General features: G+C 52.5%; 15 protein-coding genes, 4 pseudogenes and 2 other annotated features. Of the genes and pseudogenes, 6 read left to right on the top strand and 13 right to left on the bottom strand.

Annotated features, from left to right (window positions below; translation table 11 throughout):
* Nucleotides 1-4: 4 nt before the first annotated feature.
* Nucleotides 5-1,647 (bottom strand) — a sequence feature ('Similar to Escherichia coli K12 flagellar biosynthesis, hook-filament junction protein 1 gi: 1787323 (548 aa). BLAST with identity of 98% in 548 aa. This CDS contains an in-frame stop codon. The sequence has been checked and is believed to be correct.').
* From flgK to flgB, 9 genes and pseudogenes are all read right to left on the bottom strand, one after another.
* Nucleotides 5-1,647 (bottom strand): annotated as a pseudogene (flgK, locus tag SF1086). Its footprint overlaps the feature before it by 1,643 nt.
* A gap of 65 nt (nt 1,648-1,712) precedes the next feature.
* Entirely contained in the window at nt 1,713-2,654 is a 942-nt protein-coding gene (gene flgJ, locus SF1085; protein NP_706999.2) for a flagellar rod assembly protein/muramidase FlgJ, read from the bottom strand.
* Entirely contained in the window at nt 2,654-3,751 is a 1,098-nt protein-coding gene (gene flgI, locus SF1084) for a flagellar basal body P-ring biosynthesis protein FlgA (RefSeq protein NP_706998.2), read from the bottom strand. The genes flgJ and flgI overlap by 1 nt, the downstream gene beginning before the upstream one ends.
* An 11-nt stretch (nt 3,752-3,762) precedes the next feature.
* On the bottom strand, nt 3,763-4,461 hold the full coding sequence (flgH, locus tag SF1083) for a flagellar basal body L-ring protein (protein NP_706997.2): 699 nt from the start codon (nt 4,459-4,461) through the stop codon (nt 3,763-3,765).
* 52 nt (nt 4,462-4,513) lie between these two features.
* Entirely contained in the window at nt 4,514-5,296 is a 783-nt protein-coding gene (gene flgG / locus SF1082) for a flagellar basal body rod protein FlgG (protein ID NP_706996.1), read from the bottom strand.
* Between the two features lie 137 nt (nt 5,297-5,433).
* Nucleotides 5,434-6,185: a sequence feature ('Similar to Escherichia coli K12 flagellar biosynthesis, cell-proximal portion of basal-body rod gi: 1787317 (252 aa). BLAST with identity of 96% in 251 aa. This CDS contains an in-frame stop codon. The sequence has been checked and is believed to be correct.'), on the bottom strand.
* Nucleotides 5,434-6,185, bottom strand: a pseudogene (gene flgF, locus SF1081). (Overlaps the previous feature by 752 nt.)
* 19 nt (nt 6,186-6,204) lie before the next feature.
* Nucleotides 6,205-8,133, bottom strand: coding sequence for a flagellar hook protein FlgE (flgE, locus tag SF1080; RefSeq protein ID NP_706995.3), 1,929 nt, complete (start codon nt 8,131-8,133; stop codon nt 6,205-6,207).
* 11 nt (nt 8,134-8,144) lie between these two features.
* Nucleotides 8,145-8,548, bottom strand: a pseudogene (locus tag SF1079a).
* 3 nt (nt 8,549-8,551) lie between these two features.
* Complete coding sequence (flgB, locus tag SF1079) at nt 8,552-8,968, bottom strand: flagellar basal-body rod protein FlgB (RefSeq protein ID NP_706994.1); 417 nt, start codon at nt 8,966-8,968, stop codon at nt 8,552-8,554.
* Nucleotides 8,969-9,122: 154 nt separating this feature from the next.
* Here flgB and flgA point away from each other — a divergent pair, with 154 nt between their 5' ends.
* The 3 genes from flgA to flgN all read left to right on the top strand — a co-directional run bounded on the left by flgA (nt 9,123) and on the right by flgN (nt 10,572).
* Nucleotides 9,123-9,782, top strand: a complete 660-nt coding sequence (gene flgA / locus SF1078) for a flagellar basal body P-ring biosynthesis protein FlgA (protein ID NP_706993.1) — start codon at nt 9,123-9,125, stop codon at nt 9,780-9,782.
* A gap of 75 nt (nt 9,783-9,857) precedes the next feature.
* Complete coding sequence (flgM, locus tag SF1077; RefSeq protein ID NP_706992.1) at nt 9,858-10,151, top strand: anti-sigma28 factor FlgM; 294 nt, start codon at nt 9,858-9,860, stop codon at nt 10,149-10,151.
* A 4-nt stretch (nt 10,152-10,155) separates the two neighbouring features.
* Nucleotides 10,156-10,572: a flagella synthesis chaperone protein FlgN gene (gene flgN, locus SF1076; RefSeq protein NP_706991.1), complete on the top strand. Its 417-nt coding sequence runs from the start codon at nt 10,156-10,158 to the stop codon at nt 10,570-10,572.
* A gap of 39 nt (nt 10,573-10,611) precedes the next feature.
* On the opposite strand, the gene mviN is transcribed toward flgN, so the two are convergent.
* The 4 genes and pseudogenes from mviN to rimJ all read right to left on the bottom strand — a co-directional run bounded on the left by mviN (nt 10,612) and on the right by rimJ (nt 14,424).
* Complete coding sequence (gene mviN / locus SF1075) at nt 10,612-12,147, bottom strand: virulence factor (RefSeq protein NP_706990.2); 1,536 nt, start codon at nt 12,145-12,147, stop codon at nt 10,612-10,614.
* 199 nt (nt 12,148-12,346) lie between these two features.
* Nucleotides 12,347-13,180, bottom strand: a pseudogene (locus SF1074).
* Nucleotide 13,181: 1 nt separating this feature from the next.
* Nucleotides 13,182-13,829: a hypothetical protein gene (gene yceH, locus SF1073; protein ID NP_706988.1), complete on the bottom strand. Its 648-nt coding sequence runs from the start codon at nt 13,827-13,829 to the stop codon at nt 13,182-13,184.
* A 10-nt stretch (nt 13,830-13,839) separates the two neighbouring features.
* Nucleotides 13,840-14,424 (bottom strand): ribosomal-protein-S5-alanine N-acetyltransferase, encoded by a 585-nt coding sequence (gene rimJ, locus SF1072; RefSeq protein NP_706987.1) that lies wholly within the window; start codon nt 14,422-14,424, stop codon nt 13,840-13,842.
* A gap of 235 nt (nt 14,425-14,659) precedes the next feature.
* Here rimJ and yceL point away from each other — a divergent pair, with 235 nt between their 5' ends.
* From yceL to yceB, 3 genes are all read left to right on the top strand, one after another.
* Nucleotides 14,660-15,868, top strand: coding sequence for a multidrug resistance protein MdtH (gene yceL, locus SF1071; protein NP_706986.2), 1,209 nt, complete (start codon nt 14,660-14,662; stop codon nt 15,866-15,868).
* A gap of 63 nt (nt 15,869-15,931) precedes the next feature.
* Nucleotides 15,932-16,579, top strand: coding sequence for a glutaredoxin (grxB, locus tag SF1070; protein ID NP_706985.1), 648 nt, complete (start codon nt 15,932-15,934; stop codon nt 16,577-16,579).
* Between the two features lie 133 nt (nt 16,580-16,712).
* Entirely contained in the window at nt 16,713-17,273 is a 561-nt protein-coding gene (yceB, locus tag SF1069) for a lipoprotein (RefSeq protein NP_706984.2), read from the top strand.
* Nucleotides 17,274-17,363: the final 90 nt, after the last annotated feature.

Below are 17,363 nucleotides of genomic sequence, written 5' to 3'. Positions count from 1 at the left end.
CCCCTTAGCGAATGTTAATCAGCGCATCAAAAATCGCGTTTGCCGTCTGCAGAACCTGCGCATTCGCCAGGTAATACTGCTGAAAACGTTGCAGATTTCCGTACTCCTCATCGAGATTGACACCGGAAATCGACTGCTGCTGATTGGAAAGCTGCGTCACCACATTACCTTGCGTGGTGCTACTGGTTTTCAACGTCGCGGTTTTATTACCGATATCACTCACTAACGAGGCATAAGCGTCGTTAAAGGATTTCGCACCGCCCACCGTTTTACTGTTGCTTTGCAGATCCAGCAGGGCCTGACCGTTGCGGTTGTCGCTATCACCCGCATCTTCTTCGCTCGCCATCGCGATTTTCGCTTCGTCGGTGATTAATACATCCATGTTGACGATGGCGTCACTTACTGGTTTCAGCGTGAAGCTGTCGTTAACGGCAGGCGTTCCTGTAAACGTCAACTCCAGACCATCAAATGCCACTTTACCGTTGGCATCTGGTGTCGCCGTAAAAGTGGTATTGCTGGCAAGGCGGGTGACCTGCCACTGATTATTATCGAACGAGATTTTGTAATCTGTCGCCAGTACCACGGAGGCATCAGTTACCGTGGCACCGATCGCAACGTCACCTTTGTTTTTCGTGTTTTGCAGAACCGCGGGCTTACCGATAGTAAAGAAATCTTCACCAGCATCGCCGTTAGCATCAAATCCGGCTTTGTGTTGGCTGTTGAAAGCCTCGGCAAATGCCAGCGCCAGTTGTCCAAGCGTATTACGCGTCTGGTCCAGATCCTGAGAACGGAATGTCAGAATGCCGCCCAGCGACCCGGTATTCAGTAATTTCTCCGGGATCTCAATATTGCCTGCCGTCCCATCAACGTAAGCGACAGTCGTACGAGAAGGGTCGGCGCTGGAAGGAACTGCCGCCAGTTGCCGCGCCGTACTTCCCTGAACCAGTGAGTAACCATTGGCATCGTGATGTTATAAGTACCGCCATCCTGAACGCTGACTTCTACGCCAACAATCTGGTTTAATTCGCTCACCAGTTGATCGCGTTGATCCAGCAGATTGTTAGGTGACGCCCCTGCCCCCACGCCTGTCAGGCGCGAGATTTGATCGTTCAGGCTGGCAATTTGTTTAGCGTAATTGTTGATCTGATCAACGCTGGCACCTATCGCGATATTGACCTGTTTGTCCTGGTCGCGCAGATATTGATCGGTGGTTTTAAACTGATTCACCAACCCTTCTGATTTCCCAATCAGCGCCTGGCGCGCCGCCGGGTCTTCCGCGTTACTCACCAGCGTTTGCAGGCTGGTGAAGAAATCCTGCATCTGTGTTGCCAGCGAAGAGGTACTGGTGGAGAGCATATTGTCGATTTTCGACATCTGCTCATAGCGGGCGGTCAGCCCGCTACTTTGCGTCTGCGCAGCACGTAACTGGTTGGTAATAAACGTATCATACTCACGCTGCACACCAGAAACGTAGACGCCATGCCCAACCCAGCCGCCAGCGCCAACGGTGCTATTGGCCTGCGCCATAATAGTGGTTTGGCGGGTATATCCGGCAACGTTATAGCTGGAGATATTATTACTTGCCGTATTTAACGCCGCCTGGGCCGCGTTCAGTCCGCTCATGGCGTTATTGATCAAGCTGGACATGGAGGTTCCTTATAAGCCTTCAATTACAGAGTATTATCGGCAGCGACCCGCCGGACTTGAGTTATTCAGAACAGATTATCAATGTTCATGCTGTAGGTTTTGCTCACCTTGTCGCTTATCGATTTCATCTGCTGGATCATGTTGGTGAGTTTACGGGCATAGTGAGGATCGGTAGCATAGCCCGCGTCCTGTAGGACCTGCGCCCCCTGTTCCGCACTCGCGGCGGTCGTCACGGCGGCGTAGCGCGGGTTACGTGTTAACAGCCCAACGTAATCCGACAATGCTTCCAGATACGAGCTGTAGACCCGAAACTTCGCTTTTACTTTCTTCGCTTCGCCGTTTTCATATTCAGTCGTGGTGATTTCAGTGACTTGCCCTTTCCAGTTGCCAGAGGCTTTGACACCAAACAGGTTATAGCTTGGCTCGCCGTTTTCGCGGCGGATTTGCCGTTGCCCCCAACCAGATTCAAGCGCAGCCTGAGCGAGGATCAAATGATGTGGCACACCGCTTTGCTGGCTTGCCAGTTGGGCGGGCAGCGAGAGTTGCGCGAGGAATGCTCTACTGTCACCCGGCAGCGAATCATCGTAGTTACGTGGTACGGCCTTTTGCACCAGCTGCGAAAGCGTCTGGTTTTGATAACGCACCACGGTTTCGAGCGGGAATTTCATCGGTGCTGCTGGCGTGGACTCCTCTGGCAATGGTTGTTCTGGCGTCATCTGTTTAACCATCATCTCTGCAAGCCCCAGACCTTTGCCCGCCGTCATCTGTTGGGCAATTTGCTGGTCATACATACTGGTATACAGACGAGTGTGCTCGCTGCTGAACAGGCCATCTTTTGGTAAAGCGTCGCGCATGCTTTTCAACATCATCTGCACGAACATCCCTTCCACCTGACGGGCCACCGGACGGATATTTGCCGCCGGATCTTCGCTCGCTTTCGCCTTTAGTTCGTTGAGTGATTGCGCATCCCAGGCCGCACTTGCCAGTAGTTTGCTGTCGCTGATCATCAGATGATTTCCAGTTTTGCCCGCAGACATCCCGCACTTTGCATTGATTGCAAAATAGACATCAGATCCATCGGCGTAGCGCCCAGCGCATTGAGCGCACGCACCACGTTATTGAGGCTGGCGCTGGAACGTACGCTTTGCAGCGAACCGCCGCTCTGGCGTAAATCGATCTGCGTTTGTGGAGTAACAACAGTCTGTCCACCACCAAACGGTGTATCTGGCTGGCTGACATTGGCCTGACGATTAACTGTTACTGAGAGATTTCCCTGCGCTACCGCGCAGCTGTCGAGGGTCACTTCGCGATTCATCACCACCGAACCGGTGCGCGAGTTAATCACTACTTTAGCGTCCTGCGGGGTGACATTAACCTGCATATTCTGGATATCGGCAAGGAAACGGACCTGGGAACTGTTGCCACTTGGTACGCGCACCTGAATAGTCCGCGCATCTAACGCGGTGGCGCTGCCATATCCACGCACGCGGTTGATGGTGTCAGCGATTTGCTGCGCCATGCTGAAATCTTCGTCGTTAAGTTGCAAATTAAGGGTATTCCCGACGCCAAACTGGCTGGGCAATTCACGTTCAATAACCGCACCATTGGTGATCCGTCCACCGTTCAGTTGGTTAACCTGAACACTGCTACCGCCTGCGGAGGCTCCTGCGCCGCCAACCAGAATATTGCCCTGCGCCAGCGCATACACCTGACTGTCAACGCCCTTAAGCGGTGTCATCAACAACGTACCTCCACGCAAGCTTTTGGCATTACCCATGGAAGAAACCACCACATCGATGGTTTGCCCCTGACGTCCAAACGGAGGAAGTGACGCTGTCACCATTACCGCAGCGACGTTTTTTAGCTGCATATTGGTGCCCGTCGGAACGGTAATTCCCAGCTGTGAGAGCATGTTATTAAGCGTTTGTGTGGTAAACGGCGTCTGGGTTGTCTGGTCACCAGTGCCATCCAGCCCCACTACCAAGCCATAGCCAATCAGTGAGTTTTGCCTTACCCCCTGAACACTGGTGAGATCGCGAATACGCTCAGCCTGAGCCGCCGTCGTAACCAGTAGAAGAATTAATGCAGAGAGAAATTTAATCACCACAGCCTCACTTACATTGGCGACAGGTTAAGGAAGAAACGCTGCAACCAGCCCATATTTTGCGCTTCGTTAATGTAGCCATTGCCTACGTATTCAATACGCGCATCCGCCACCTGAGTAGACGGTACGGTATTGCTGCCGCTGATAGTGCGTGGATTAACCACGCCCGAGAAGCGAATAAATTCGGTACCCTGATTAATGGCAATCTGTTTTTCACCCACCACATGCAGGTTGCCGTTGACCAGTACCTGGTCAACCGTCACCGTCAACGTGCCGCTAAAGGTATTGCTGGCATTGGCCCCGCCCTTTCCGTTGAACGTGTTACCACCGGAGGCTTCGACATCGGCACGAGCGTTACCAAACAGCCCCTGCAAATAGCGCGGCACAGTATCAAAGCCAAAATTAGTTTTACCGTCACGGCTGGCATTCGCAGAGGAGCTTTTGCTGGCGCTGACGTTCTCCTGCAACACGATGGTCAGCGTATCGCCAATATTGCGTGGTCGACGATCTTCAAACAGCGGTTGATAGCCATAGTTAATCGGCTGAGCAGACTGGAAAATAGAACCGTTGGCGACGGGCGTCGGACCGGGAACCGGTTGTGCACTGGTCGCCCCCTGCACCAGCGGCGTGGAGGGTATCCAGGCGCAGCCGGTTAGTGAAAGCACCAACAAGCTGGAAATGGCATAAGTATGCGCAGCGTTTTTTTGCATGGCTATCATCTTCAAAAATCAGTAAACCGGTGAACCTGCCACCGGTTATGCCTTAGAGTTGCGTCAGTTTTTGCAGCATCTGATCGGTGGTGGACACCGCTTTACTGTTGATTTCGTAAGCGCGTTGCACCTGAATCATATTGACCAGTTCTTCCGCCACGTTGACGTTAGACGTTTCAACATACCCTTGATACAGCAGTCCCGCGCCGTTCAGGCCCGGCGTGCTTTCGTTCGGTGCACCGGAGGATTGCGTTTCGGTGTAGAGGTTTTCGCCAATGCTCTCCAGTCCGGTATCATTCATAAAGGTGGTGAGATTGAGCTGCCCAACCTGAACCGGAGCTGCCTGGCCTTGTTGGGTTACGCTGACCACGCCATCACGACCGATGGTGATACTTAACGCATTCGCCGGAATGGTGATCGCTGGCTGCACCTGAAAACCACCAGCCGTCACCAGCTGCCCGTTCTGATCCACCTGGAAAGAGCCGTCACGGATATAGGCTGATGAGCCATCTGGCAACATTACCTGGAAAAAGCCCTGCCCTTTAATCGCGACATCTTTGCTGTTATTGGTCTGCGACAGATTGCCCTGGCTGTGTAAGCGTTCAGTGGCGACCGGGCGTACCCCCGTGCCGATTTGTAATCCGGAGGGTAAGGTGGTTTGTTCGGAAGACTGTGCCCCCGGCTGGCGAATGGTTTGATAAAGCAGATCTTCAAACACCGCGCGCTGACGCTTAAAACCGTTAGTACTGACGTTTGCCAGGTTGTTGGCAATGACGTCCATATTGGTTTGCTGGGCGTCAAGGCCCGTTTTGGCGATCCATAATGAACTGATCATATAATGTCCTGTAGTGGATTGCTGACAAGCAGAGCAGAAGCACGCGACAGTGTGAATTTCCCCTCACCCTAACCCTCTCCCCAAAGGGGCGAGGGAATAGTCCGCGCGCTTTTATTGCAATGTCATCAATCGTTCAATTAACTCATCGACAGCAGTTGGTTGGCACGGCCTGCGTTATCATCGACGCTGCTGATCACCTTCATCTGCATTTCAAAACGCCGCGCGCTGGCAATCATGTCGCTCATTGCCGCAACGGCATTGACGTTACTGCCTTCCAGAACCCCCGACATCACACGCAAGGTTGGATCTGCCTGCAGTACCGGCCCTCGCGTGGCCTGGGTTTCTGCGCTTAAACGAAAAATGCCGTCGTCACCGCGCTGCACTTCGCTGCCCGTGGCTTTCACCAGTTTCAGACGCCCTACTGGCGCAACTGTATTTGCCGGATCGCCCGGATTGAGCGCCGAGATTGTGCCATCGGCAGCAATCGTGATTTCCGCCCCTTCCGGCACAGCAATTGGCCCCGCCTCGCCTATCACCGGATGCCCCTGAATTGTCAGTTGCCCGGTGGGATCAACCTGAATGCTGCCATTACGCGTATACCCTTCGCTGCCGTCAGCGGTCTGCACGGCCAGCCATCCTGCTGCAACGCAACGTCCAGCGGGCGAGAGGTGTAATCCATCTTGCCGGGCGTCATGTCTGCACCCGGTGTTGACGCCGTTACCAGCGTGCGCGTGGGCAGTGAAAGCCCTTCCACCGGCACTGCGCGCAAGGCGTTTAACTGCGCGCGAAAACCGGGCGTAGAGGCATTGGCCAGATTACTGGCGGTTACCGCCTGTTGATTCAGCGTCTGGCTGGCTGCTCCCATCGCAGTATAAATTGCGTGATCCATTGAGCTATCCCGTCAGCGATTAGCGTAAGTTAACCCGCGTGTTGAGGATCTGGTCCTGGGTTTTGATGGTCTGGGCGTTAGACTTATAGTTACGCTGGGCAACGATCATATTGACCAGTTCTTTACTGAGATCGACGTTGGACGCTTCCAGCGCACCGTTGGTCAGAGTGCCAAAGTTTCCCGTCCCGGCTGTCCCCAACAGCGCCACGCCAGAAGATTGCGTCGCAGACCAGACGTTGTCGCCTTCGGATGCCAGACCTTCGTTGTTGGCAAAGTTCGCCAGTACAATCTGCCCCAGCAGTTGGGTTTGTTCGTTGGAATTGTTGCCGACAACCGTACCGTCATCATTGATTTGATAACTCACCAGATCGCCCGGTTTGTAGCCATTCTGGGTGGTTGCCACAATGTTGTTAGCGCCGGTATTTTGCTGCATGGAGTTGAGGAAGCTCAGACTAAACGTGGCGGGTTCTGCACCGTTAATTGCGCCGGTTGCGATATTATTCGCCATCGCACCATCCACTAATGTGCCATTAGCATTAAATTCCAGTGTTGTCGCTGTCTTCGCAATGCTGTTTGGATCACTGCTATCCTGGGTGTAGACCTGCCAGTTATTATCCCCGGTCTTCACAAAATAGACGCTCATGTCATGAGCATTACCCTGACTGTCGAAAACAGTCACCGAACCTTTTTTGTTATAGCTATCCGCATTGCTGGCGCTGAATGGCGTAACAGTAGGAAGCGGATCACTGGAATTCAGGTTGATCTGCATCGACGCCGTGGTGGTAGTTTTCGCTGCCATCAGGGTATTCGGGATCGAAATATTGGTCGGATTCGCCCCTTGCTGAATAGTCGGCGGCGTACCGGTTACCGGGTAACCCGTCAGCTGTAAACCTTGCGTATTCAACAGGTTACGGTTTTCATCCAGCTTAAATTGTCCGTTACGGCTGTAGAACACCGAACCGTTGCTGTCTACCAGACGGAAAAAACCGTTCTGGCTGATAGCAACGTCCAGACCTCGCCCGGTGTTGGTGGTCGTGCCATCGGTAAAGTCCTGAGTGATACCGGCAACTTTTACCCCCAGTCCCACTTTCGAACCGGCAAACATATCGGCAAAAGAGGCCGTGCCTGATTTAAAGCCGTAGGTGGCGGAGTTGGCGATATTGTTGCCAATAACATCGAGGTTGGTGGCGGCAGCGTTTAATCCGCTAACCGCTTGAGAAAAGGCCATGACTGACTCCTGAAATGTGAAGGCTTTAATTATCTGCCGTACTTCGTCGAGGGTGGTGGTGCCGTAAGTGCCGAGATCCAGCGTATTACCGCTGTTGCCGCGGATCACACCCTGCACCAGAGCAAACTGCAGCGGCTGGGCAACCAGTTGTGTACCACCGTTACTGGCGCTAATCGCTACATTGTAAGAACCGTTCGGCGCAGTGCTGCCATCAGTCAACGAACCGTCCCAGGTGAAACTGTGAACTCCGGCGGTCAGTTCACCAATATCAATGGTGCGCACAACCGCGCCATTTTTATCGGTGATGGTGGCCGTAACTTTGTCTGCCGCCTGTTGCAGCTCAACACCAAACGGCGTGGTCGTGGTCACAGCCCCTTCTTCACTGCCGGTTCCCGCAAGAACAGTTGTGCCGGGGATCATCACGCCGTGACCGATCAGGTTACTGGCCTGTAACGACTGGCTGTTATCAATCTGTCCGGAAATAGATCCGAGCGTGGTATTGAGTTTTTCAATCCCGCTGACCGTGCTGATTTGTGCCAATTGCGACGTCAGCTCGTTGTTTTCCATTGGATTGGTCGGGTCCTGGTTTTTCAGCTGCGCCACCAGCAAAGTCAGAAAACTGCTTTGTAAATCTGCGGCGTTGCTGCCCGTGAGCGAACTACTGCTGGTGGTACTGACGCCGGTATTTGTCGGATCGGTGGTGGTTACCGCAATGGACATAGCTTTCTCCTTTATTGACCGAGCGTAAGGGTTTTCAGCATCATGCTTTTCACCGTGTTGAGCACTTCAACATTGGCCTGATAGCTGCGTGACGCCGACATGGTGTTAACCATCTCCCCGACGACATCAACGTTCGGCATTTTTATGTAGCCCTTTGCATCTGCCAGCGGATTACCTGGTTCATAAACCAGTTTGTCCGGGGCCTGACTTTCTTAACATCGGCAACCTTTACGCCGCCTGTCGCAGCACCTGGTGCAGCGTTAACCTGGAATACCACCTGTTTTGCCCGATATGGCTGTCCATCAGGACCGGTCACGCTATCAGCATTTGCCAGATTACTGGCCGCCACGTTCAGGCGCTGGGACTGGGCAGTTAACGCCGACCCGGCGATATCAAAAATATTCAGCAGTGCCATCCGTTAATTTCCGCTCTGTAAAACGTTCATCATGCCTTTGATTTGCCCGCTCAACGCGCTAAGGCTCATCTGGTATTGCAGGCTGTTATCGGCAAACTGGGTGCGTTCGCGATCCATATCGACGGTATTACCGTCAAGCGAAGGCTGGTCCGGAATACGGTATTGCAGTTCTGCGGTAGGAGGCGTCAGCGCCTGCGCCGGGATGTGCTGCGTTGAGGTCATCGTCAGTGCAACCACACTGGTTGCATCCCGTCCACGTTGCATGACTTTTTTAAGTTCACTGGCAAAATCGATATCGCGCGCCTGATAACCAGGGGTATCGGCATTGGCGATGTTTGCTGCCAGCACTTCCTGACGCTGGGCGCGCAGATTGAGCGCCTCTTGTTGAAAACGTAAGGCGGCGTCGAGCTTATCGAGCATATCTCCTCCGCAGGTATCAAAATTCTGCCATCAGCTTAAATGCCTTTACGCGCGCGTTATCGGCGGAATAAACGCAAAATGGGTCGCTATTTATGCCGTTGATGGTCATTGCGGACAGGTACAATTCACGTTGTAGAAATGGCTGGGGGCGAAAATGCTGACAATAAAACGTAGCGTGGCGATCATCGCGATACTGTTCAGTCCGTTAAGTACGGCGAGCAATCTCACATCGCAATTGCACAACTTTTTTAGCGCCCAACTCGCGGGGGTAAGTGATGAGGTTCGTGTTTCTATTCGTACAGCGCCCAATCTACTACCGCCATGCGAGCAGCCATTGCTTTCGATGAGCAATAATTCCCGCCTGTGGGGCAATGTGAATGTGTTGGCACGCTGCGGTAACGACAAACGATATTTACAGGTTAATGTGCAGGCCACAGGAAATTATGTGGTTGCCGCGATGCCTATTGTGCGGGGAGGAAAGCTGGAAGCTGGCAATGTCAAACTGAAACGTGGACGCCTGGATACCCTGCCACCGCGTACGGTGCTGGATATCAATCAACTTGTTGATGCCGTTAGCCTGCGCGATCTATCACCCGATCAACCTATCCAGTTAACCCAGTTTCGCCAGGCATGGCGGGTAAAAGCGGGACAACGCGTCAATGTGATCGCCAGCGGTGATGGGTTTAGCGCCAACGCAGAAGGTCAGGCGCTGAACAATGCAGCCGTCGCACAGAATGCGCGGGTGCGCATGGTATCGGAACAGGTAGTCAGCGGCGTTGTTGATGCAGATGGGAATATTCTTATAAACCTGTAAGCTGTTAAAGATTACCCGTCCCTTGCCGATAAATAAGCAACACATGATAAAAGCGCCCTCAATGAGGAATAAACCATGAGTATTGATCGCACTTCGCCTCTGAAGCCTGTAAGCACCGTTCAACCGCGCGAAACCACCGACGCGCCGGTAACGAACAGCCGGGCGGCAAAAACAACCGCCTCCACCAGCACCAGTGTGACGTTAAGCGACGCGCAAGCAAAACTGATGCAACCCGGCAGCAGTGATATCAATCTTGAACGTGTCGAAGCGTTAAAACTGGCGATTCGTAACGGTGAACTAAAAATGGACACCGGCAAAATTGCCGATGCGCTGATCAACGAAGCGCAGCAAGACTTGCAGAGTAACTGATCGTATGACACGTCTTGCAGAGATCCTCGACCAGATGTCCGCTGTGCTTAACGATCTCAAAACGGTAATGGATCAAGAGCAGCAACATCTCTCTATGGGGCAGATCAACGGCAGCCAGTTGCAATGGATTACAGAACAAAAAAGCTCACTGCTGGCGACGCTGGATTACCTCGAACAGTTACGCAAGAAAGAACCCAATACAGCAAATAGCGTTGATATTAGTCAACGCTGGCAGGAAATTACTGTGAAAACGCAGCAACTACGCCAAATGAATCAACATAACGGCTGGTTACTGGAAGGACAGATTGAGCGCAATCAACAGGCGCTGGAAATGTTGAAACCGCATCAGGAACCGACGCTATATGGGGCGAACGGTCAGACCTCAACACCCCATCGCGGCAGTAAAAAGATTTCGATCTGAATATTATCTCCGGCCTGCACTGCAGGCCGGAATGCATTGTTACACCGTCCGGCGGGCAAATTCTTTAACTTTGAAGCCCAGTACCGCCAGTGCAGCGAAGTACGCGGCAATCCCCGCCAGCACGACCGCCATTAAACGCAGTAAGCGCCAGGGCATGGTACCCAATGACCACTCCGGCATGATATGTAACATACCTAAAAGCACGCCAGACATCACCAGTACCGCCACCACCAGACGCAACAGAAACGCCATCCAGCCGGGTTGCGGAGTAAAGATTTTCTGCTTACGCAACTGCCAGTAAAGCAGCGAAGCATTCAGACACGCCGCCAGACCAATAGAAAGTGACAGCCCGGCATGTTTCAACGGACCAATAAACGCCAGGTTCATCAATTGCGTTAAAATCAGCGTAACGATGGCAATTTTCACTGGCGTTTTAATGTCCTGGCGGGAATAAAAGCCAGGAGCCAACACTTTCACTACAATCAGGCCAATCAAACCCACCGAGTAGGCAATTAACGCCCGCTGGGTCATCAGCGCATCAAACGCGGTAAATTTACCGTACTGGAACAGCGAAACGGTTAACGGACCTGAAAGAATGCCCAACGCAACCGCACTCGGCAGTGCCAACAGGAAACAAAGACGCAACCCCCAGTCCATCAAACGGTTGTATTCATCATGATTGCCACTGGCAAAACTTTTCGACAGCGACGGCAGCAAAATGGTGCCAAGCGCCACGCCCAGCACACCGGAGGGAAACTCCATTAAGCGGTCGGCGTAATACATCCAAGACACCGAACCGGAAGCAAGAAACGAGGCAAAAATGGTGTTGATGATTAAGGAGATCTGGCTCACAGAGACGCCAAGGATCGCCGGTCCCATCTGTTTCACCACGCGCATTGCTCCAGCATCGTGGAAGTTAATGCGCGGCAGGACCAGCATGCCGATCTTCTTCAGGTGCGGTAGCTGATACACCAGCTGCAGGATGCCGCCGACCGTAACAGCCCACGCCAGCGCCAGCACCGGTGGGTTAAAGTACGGTGCGGCAAACAGCGCGAAACCAATCATGCTGATGTTAAGCAGTGTTGGCGCAAACGCCGGAATCGAGAAGCGGTTCCACGTATTCAGAATCGCTCCCACCAGCGACGCCAGGGAGATCAGCAAGATATAGGGAAAGGTAATCTTTAGTAGCTGGCTGGTCAGGGCAAATTTGTCAGCTGTGTCAGCGAAGCCTGGCGCGGTCACCATGATCACCCACGGTGCGGCGAGCATGCCAGCGACCGTCACAACCGCCAGCGCAAGTGTCAGCAGGCCAGAAACATAAGAGACAAAGACCCGCGTGGCGTCTTCACCCTGCTTACTTTTATATTCCGCCAGAATCGGTACAAATGCCTGGGAAAATGCCCCTTCGGCAAAGATACGGCGTAACAAGTTAGGAAGTTTAAAAGCGACGAAAAAGGCGTCGGTTGCCATCCCTGCGCCAAAGATTCTGGCGACAATTGCGTCTCGTGCGAAGCCAAGCACACGCGAAAACATGGTCATCGAGCTGACGGCGGCCAGCGATTTTAATAAATTCATCGGTGTTCTAATCCGGACCCACGGGCAAAACGCCTGCAAGGCAGGCGCTGAAAGAGGCGAATAGTCTACCTAGATTATGGTGAATTGCTACCGCCAGATGTTACAGGGTTTATTCACTCATCGCATCGCGCCAGATCTTGTCAACGATACGTTGCGCCAGCACTGCCTATTCGCCGGCGGTTTGCGGAACTGTCTGATTTTACACGCATTCAATGAAGTGCCGCGCACAGCCGACAAATCCACGTTGCTCAAGAGTGCTCTGCCAACCAGGAATCGGTTTATTCACTACACCCTGCCCGCGCTCCTCACGCCATTCGCGCATATCCGTAATGTCGATGAGCGCACCGTCAGTCACGGCCTGCACGGTTTCACGCTGACTTCCGGCACGGCGATGCATACAAGTGGTGATCTGCAAAGGACCGGCCGAAAAATGGTGCTCGGCAAACAGCATTTCGCCAGCGTCGTTAGTCAGTAGCGTACCGCCATCCAGAGAGGCTTTGCCGCCCGACAACCACAGCGCGGTATCCACCACATGCAGATAATCATCCAGCAACGTGAAATAAAGATCGTGTGGCCCGACGCTATTGCTACGATGTTTATCCATTCTTAGCGAGGCTGCGGTGGCGAGTTGCGTTTTTAACTCACCGTAGAGTGGTGCGAAACGACGGTTAAAACCGACCATCAACGTCAGTTTTTTCCGCGCCGCCAGTTCCACCAGCCTTTCAGCATCGCGCAGATTTTCTGCCAGCGGTTTATCGACACAGACATGTACCCCCGCATTGAGTAACGTACTGACCACGTCAAAGTGGCTGGCGGTGCTGGAGTGCACAAAAACCGCATCACAACTGGCGGCAAGGCTGGATAACGAATCGGCATAAGGAATGCGCCAGCTGTCACAAATTGGCAGGGCTTTGGCGCGCGTAGGCGACCAGGCTCCTTGTAACGTCCAGTCAGACGCTGCCGCCAGCACCGGTAACCACGCTTTTTGCGCAATGCCGCCTAATCCCACTACGCCGATACGTAATTTTTTCACTTTAATCTCCCAGATGGGCCAGCAACGAATCAAGACGTTGTTTCAGTTCTGCCACTTCGATTTCCAGGGCTTCGACGCGGGTCTGTAAATCACCGTCAACCATGTTCGACATAGCCGTTACCGCCGGCTGATCTTCAACCTCACCACTGAAAAGATGCATGTAGCGGCTTTCGCGTTTACCCGGTTCGCGGGCCAGACGCACCACAAAAGGACCATCTTCGCGATTCGCCAGTTGTTCCAGCGTCGACTCCACTTCCGCCATATCGCTGAATTCATACATTCGCGCGGCGCGGCTGCGCAGTTCACCCGGCGTCTGGGCACCACGCAATAACAACGTGGTGATTAACGCCACTTCTGCGGCGCTCAGTTTCAGATCGCCAAATTCTGAATTACAAAAACGTTGCTCATATTTGGTGACCCGATTACCAAAACCGCTCACTGTGCGTAGATAATGACGTTTGACCAGATTATCCAGCTGTTCCTGCACTTCGGATTCACTCAGATTCATGACCGGTTCACGGTTCGTTTTCTGATTACAGGCCGTGACTACACCATTGACTGAGAGCGGGTATTGCTCCGGCGTGGTCACCTGCTTTTCCAGCAAGCAACCAATTACGCGAGCTTCCAGGGCAGTAAGTTGATATTTCATGAGATTCTCCTTAGCGGCCGGGCGTCCAGTCTGGGGTAGTTAATGCCGTCAGTACGTGATCGCGCCATTGTCCATCAATCAACAGATAGTCTTTCGCATAGCCTTCTTTTTCAAAACCCAGTCGCGCCAGTAAATCACCGCTGCGTTTATTGTGCGGCATATAATTAGCCATAATGCGATGAATATGTTGGGTGCGCTGCATATAACGAATGGCTGCGGTCAGGGCTTCAAACATGAGTCCTTTGCCCTGCCATTTTTGCCCAATCGAATAACCGAGATAGCAGGCATGAAAAGAGCCGCGAACAACATTGGAAAAATTGGCAACGCCAATAATCTCTTTTTCGTCCGGGTCGAATAAGCCAAAGTAGAAAGCTGAACCTTGTTTATGAAATTCGTTAATCATCCCTAGCCTGGCCTGCCAGCCTGATGGATAACAGTGGCTTTCGTCGCGCACTGGCTCCCAGGGCTTGAGGAAATGGCGATTCTCTGCGTAATAATCCGCCAGACGCCAGGCATCACGATCATGCACCAGACGCACGACCAGTCGGTCTGTGGTTAAGCGCACTTTTGGCACGTTACTGCGATAGCCAAACATTCTATACCTACTCCTTCCCGTAACGTCTTTAATACGCTGTAAGTATTACTATACCTGCGCAACCAGACCCTGTGAAAAGTCCAAAATGCCATTTTCTGCATTATTCACATATTTGATAAAAACTCTCTATCAAAGCGACGTTTTGATAAAAAAATACTGTCCCCGAAGTGATGGGAAAAGTCTTAGCGGCAATGCAGAATAGAAAGTGCTCATCTTTTATTTCCCGGGAGGGGAAATGTCCCGCGTATCGCAGGCGAGGAACCTGGGTAAATATTTCCTGCTCATCGATAATATGCTGGTCGTGCTGGGGTTCTTTGTTGTCTTCCCGCTGATCTCTATCCGCTTCGTTGATCAAATGGGCTGGGCCGCCGTCATGGTCGGTATTGCTCTCGGTCTACGCCAGTTTATTCAGCAAGGTCTGGGTATTTTCGGCGGCGCAATTGCCGACCGCTTTGGTGCCAAACCGATGATTGTTACCGGTATGCTGATGCGCGCCGCCGGATTCGCCACAATGGGTATCGCCCACGAACCGTGGCTATTGTGGTTTTCATGCCTGCTCTCGGGACTCGGCGGCACGTTGTTTGATCCGCCGCGTTCGGCGCTGGTGGTGAAACTAATCCGTCCACAACAACGTGGTCGTTTTTTCTCGCTGTTGATGATGCAGGACAGTGCCAGTGCGGTCATTGGCGCATTGTTGGGGAGCTGGCTGTTGCAATACGACTTTCGCCTGGTCTGCGCCACAGGGGCCGTTTTGTTTGTGCTATGTGCGGCGTTCAATGCGTGGTTGTTACCGGCATGGAAACTCTCCACCGTACGCACGCCCGTTCGCGAAGGCATGACCCGCGTGATGCGTGACAAGCGTTTTGTCACCTATGTCCTGACGCTGGCGGGTTACTACATGCTGGCTGTACAAGTGATGCTGATGCTGCCAATTATGGTCAACGACGTGGCTGGCGCGCCCTCTGCCGTTAAATGGATGTATGCCATTGAAGCGTGTCTGTCGTTAACGTTGCTCTACCCTATCGCCCGCTGGAGTGAAAAGCATTTTCGTCTGGAACACCGGTTGATGGCTGGGCTGTTGATAATGTCATTAAGCATGATGCCGGTGGGCATGGTCAGCGGCCTACAACAACTTTTCACCCTGATTTGTCTGTTTTATATCGGGTCGATCATTGCCGAGCCTGCGCGTGAAACCTTAAGTGCTTCGCTGGCGGACGCAAGAGCTCGCGGCAGCTATATGGGGTTTAGCCGTCTGGGTCTGGCGATTGGCGGCGCTATTGGTTATATCGGTGGTGGCTGGCTGTTTGACCTGGGCAAATCGGCGCACCAGCCAGAGCTTCCGTGGATGATGCTGGGAATTATTGGCATCTTCACTTTCCTTGCGCTGGGTTGGCAGTTTAGTCAGAAACGCGCCGCGCGTCGTTTGCTGGAACGCGACGCCTGATTTGATACTCCCCCCTGACTCCTCCATACTGAAAGTGAACTGACAGCCAAATGGAGGAGTCACGTGAAGCTATACATTTACGATCACTGCCCTTACTGCCTCAAAGCCCGCATGATTTTCGGCCTGAAAAATATCCCCGTCGAATTACATGTTCTGCTCAACGACGACGCAGAAACACCCACCCGGATGGTCGGTCAAAAACAGGTTCCCATTCTGCAAAAAGATGACAGCCGCTATATGCCAGAAAGCATGGATATCGTTCACTATGTCGATAAACTCGACGGCAAACCGTTACTGACCGGCAAACGTTCCCCTGCCATTGAAGAGTGGCTGCGCAAGGTCAATGGCTACGTCAACAAACTGCTGTTGCCGCGTTTTGCCAAATCGGCATTTGATGAGTTTTCTACTCCCGCCGCGCGCAAATATTTCGTCGACAAGAAAGAGGCCAGCGCGGGTAATTTTGCCGACCTGCTGGCCCACTCTGACGGTCTGATTAAGAATATCAGCGATGATTTGCGTGCGCTGGACAAACTGATCGTCAAACCGAACGCCGTGAATGGCGAACTTTCGGAAGATGATATTCAGCTATTTCCGCTACTGCGTAATCTGACGCTGGTAGCCGGAATCAACTGGCCAAGCCGCGTTGCTAATTACCGCGATAATATGGCGAAACAGACACAAATCAATTTGTTATCATCAATGGCGATTTAATCCTGACCCGCCGCGGCAGCCTGTATTCGCGGGTTGCCGCCGTTTTCAGTTTTTTCTGCTGGCGAGTTTATCGCTGGTGACACATGCTGCGTTGTGTCAGGATATTGACGCAGATTTCATGTCGAGGACTACCATGAACAAGTTTTTATTTGCCGCTGCATTGATCGTCAGTGGCCTGCTCGTTGGCTGTAATCAACTCACCCAATACACCATCACCGAACAAGAAATTAACCAGTCGCTTGCGAAACATAATAATTTCTCAAAAGATATCGGTTTACCCGGCGTGGCTGACGCCCATATTGTTCTGACAAACTTGACCAGCCAAATTGGTCGCGAAGAGCCGAATAAGGTTACCCTAACCGGAGACGCCAATCTGGACATGAACTCCCTGTTCGGTAGTCAGAAAGCGACCATGAAACTGAAGCTGAAAGCGCTGCCCGTGTTTGATAAAGAAAAAGGTGCGATCTTCCTGAAAGAGATGGAAGTGGTCGATGCGACGGTACAACCGGAAAAAATGCAAACGGTGATGCAAACGTTGCTTCCCTATTTGAACCAGGCATTACGCAATTACTTTAACCAGCAACCTGCTTACGTCCTGCGCGAAGATGGCAGTCAGGGCGAAGCAATGGCGAAAAAACTGGCGAAAGGCATTGAAGTGAAGCCAGGCGAAATTGTCATTCCGTTTACGGATTAATGACGAGGGCGCATTCGCGCCCTTTATTTTTCGTGCAAAGGAAAACGTTTCCGCTTATCCTTTGTGTCCGGCAAAAACATCCCTTCAGCC

The sequence above is a fragment of the Shigella flexneri 2a str. 301 genome, from assembly GCF_000006925.2.
In the GTDB taxonomy this organism is placed as follows: Bacteria; Pseudomonadota; Gammaproteobacteria; order Enterobacterales; family Enterobacteriaceae; genus ECMA0423.
The sequence above is the reverse complement of the archived record's forward strand: the minus strand, read 5'-3'. Positions and strand labels throughout refer to the sequence as shown.

Excerpts from the sequence above, each read along its gene's own strand:
- flgE (NP_706995.3), bottom strand. The coding sequence starts at position 8,133 with ATGTCCATTGCGGTAACCACCACCGATCCGACAAATACCGGCGTCAGT.
- flgB (NP_706994.1), bottom strand. The coding sequence starts at position 8,968 with ATGCTCGATAAGCTCGACGCCGCCTTACGTTTTCAACAAGAGGCGCTC.
- yceL (NP_706986.2), top strand. The coding sequence starts at position 14,660 with ATGTCCCGCGTATCGCAGGCGAGGAACCTGGGTAAATATTTCCTGCTC.
- rimJ (NP_706987.1), bottom strand. The coding sequence starts at position 14,424 with ATGTTTGGCTATCGCAGTAACGTGCCAAAAGTGCGCTTAACCACAGAC.
- yceB (NP_706984.2), top strand. The coding sequence starts at position 16,713 with ATGAACAAGTTTTTATTTGCCGCTGCATTGATCGTCAGTGGCCTGCTC.
- flgM (NP_706992.1), top strand. The coding sequence starts at position 9,858 with ATGAGTATTGATCGCACTTCGCCTCTGAAGCCTGTAAGCACCGTTCAA.
- flgN (NP_706991.1), top strand. The coding sequence starts at position 10,156 with ATGACACGTCTTGCAGAGATCCTCGACCAGATGTCCGCTGTGCTTAAC.
- yceH (NP_706988.1), bottom strand. The coding sequence starts at position 13,829 with ATGAAATATCAACTTACTGCCCTGGAAGCTCGCGTAATTGGTTGCTTG.
- flgG (NP_706996.1), bottom strand. The coding sequence starts at position 5,296 with ATGATCAGTTCATTATGGATCGCCAAAACGGGCCTTGACGCCCAGCAA.
- mviN (NP_706990.2), bottom strand. The coding sequence starts at position 12,147 with ATGAATTTATTAAAATCGCTGGCCGCCGTCAGCTCGATGACCATGTTT.
- flgJ (NP_706999.2), bottom strand. The coding sequence starts at position 2,654 with ATGATCAGCGACAGCAAACTACTGGCAAGTGCGGCCTGGGATGCGCAA.
- flgA (NP_706993.1), top strand. The coding sequence starts at position 9,123 with ATGCTGACAATAAAACGTAGCGTGGCGATCATCGCGATACTGTTCAGT.
- flgH (NP_706997.2), bottom strand. The coding sequence starts at position 4,461 with ATGCAAAAAAACGCTGCGCATACTTATGCCATTTCCAGCTTGTTGGTG.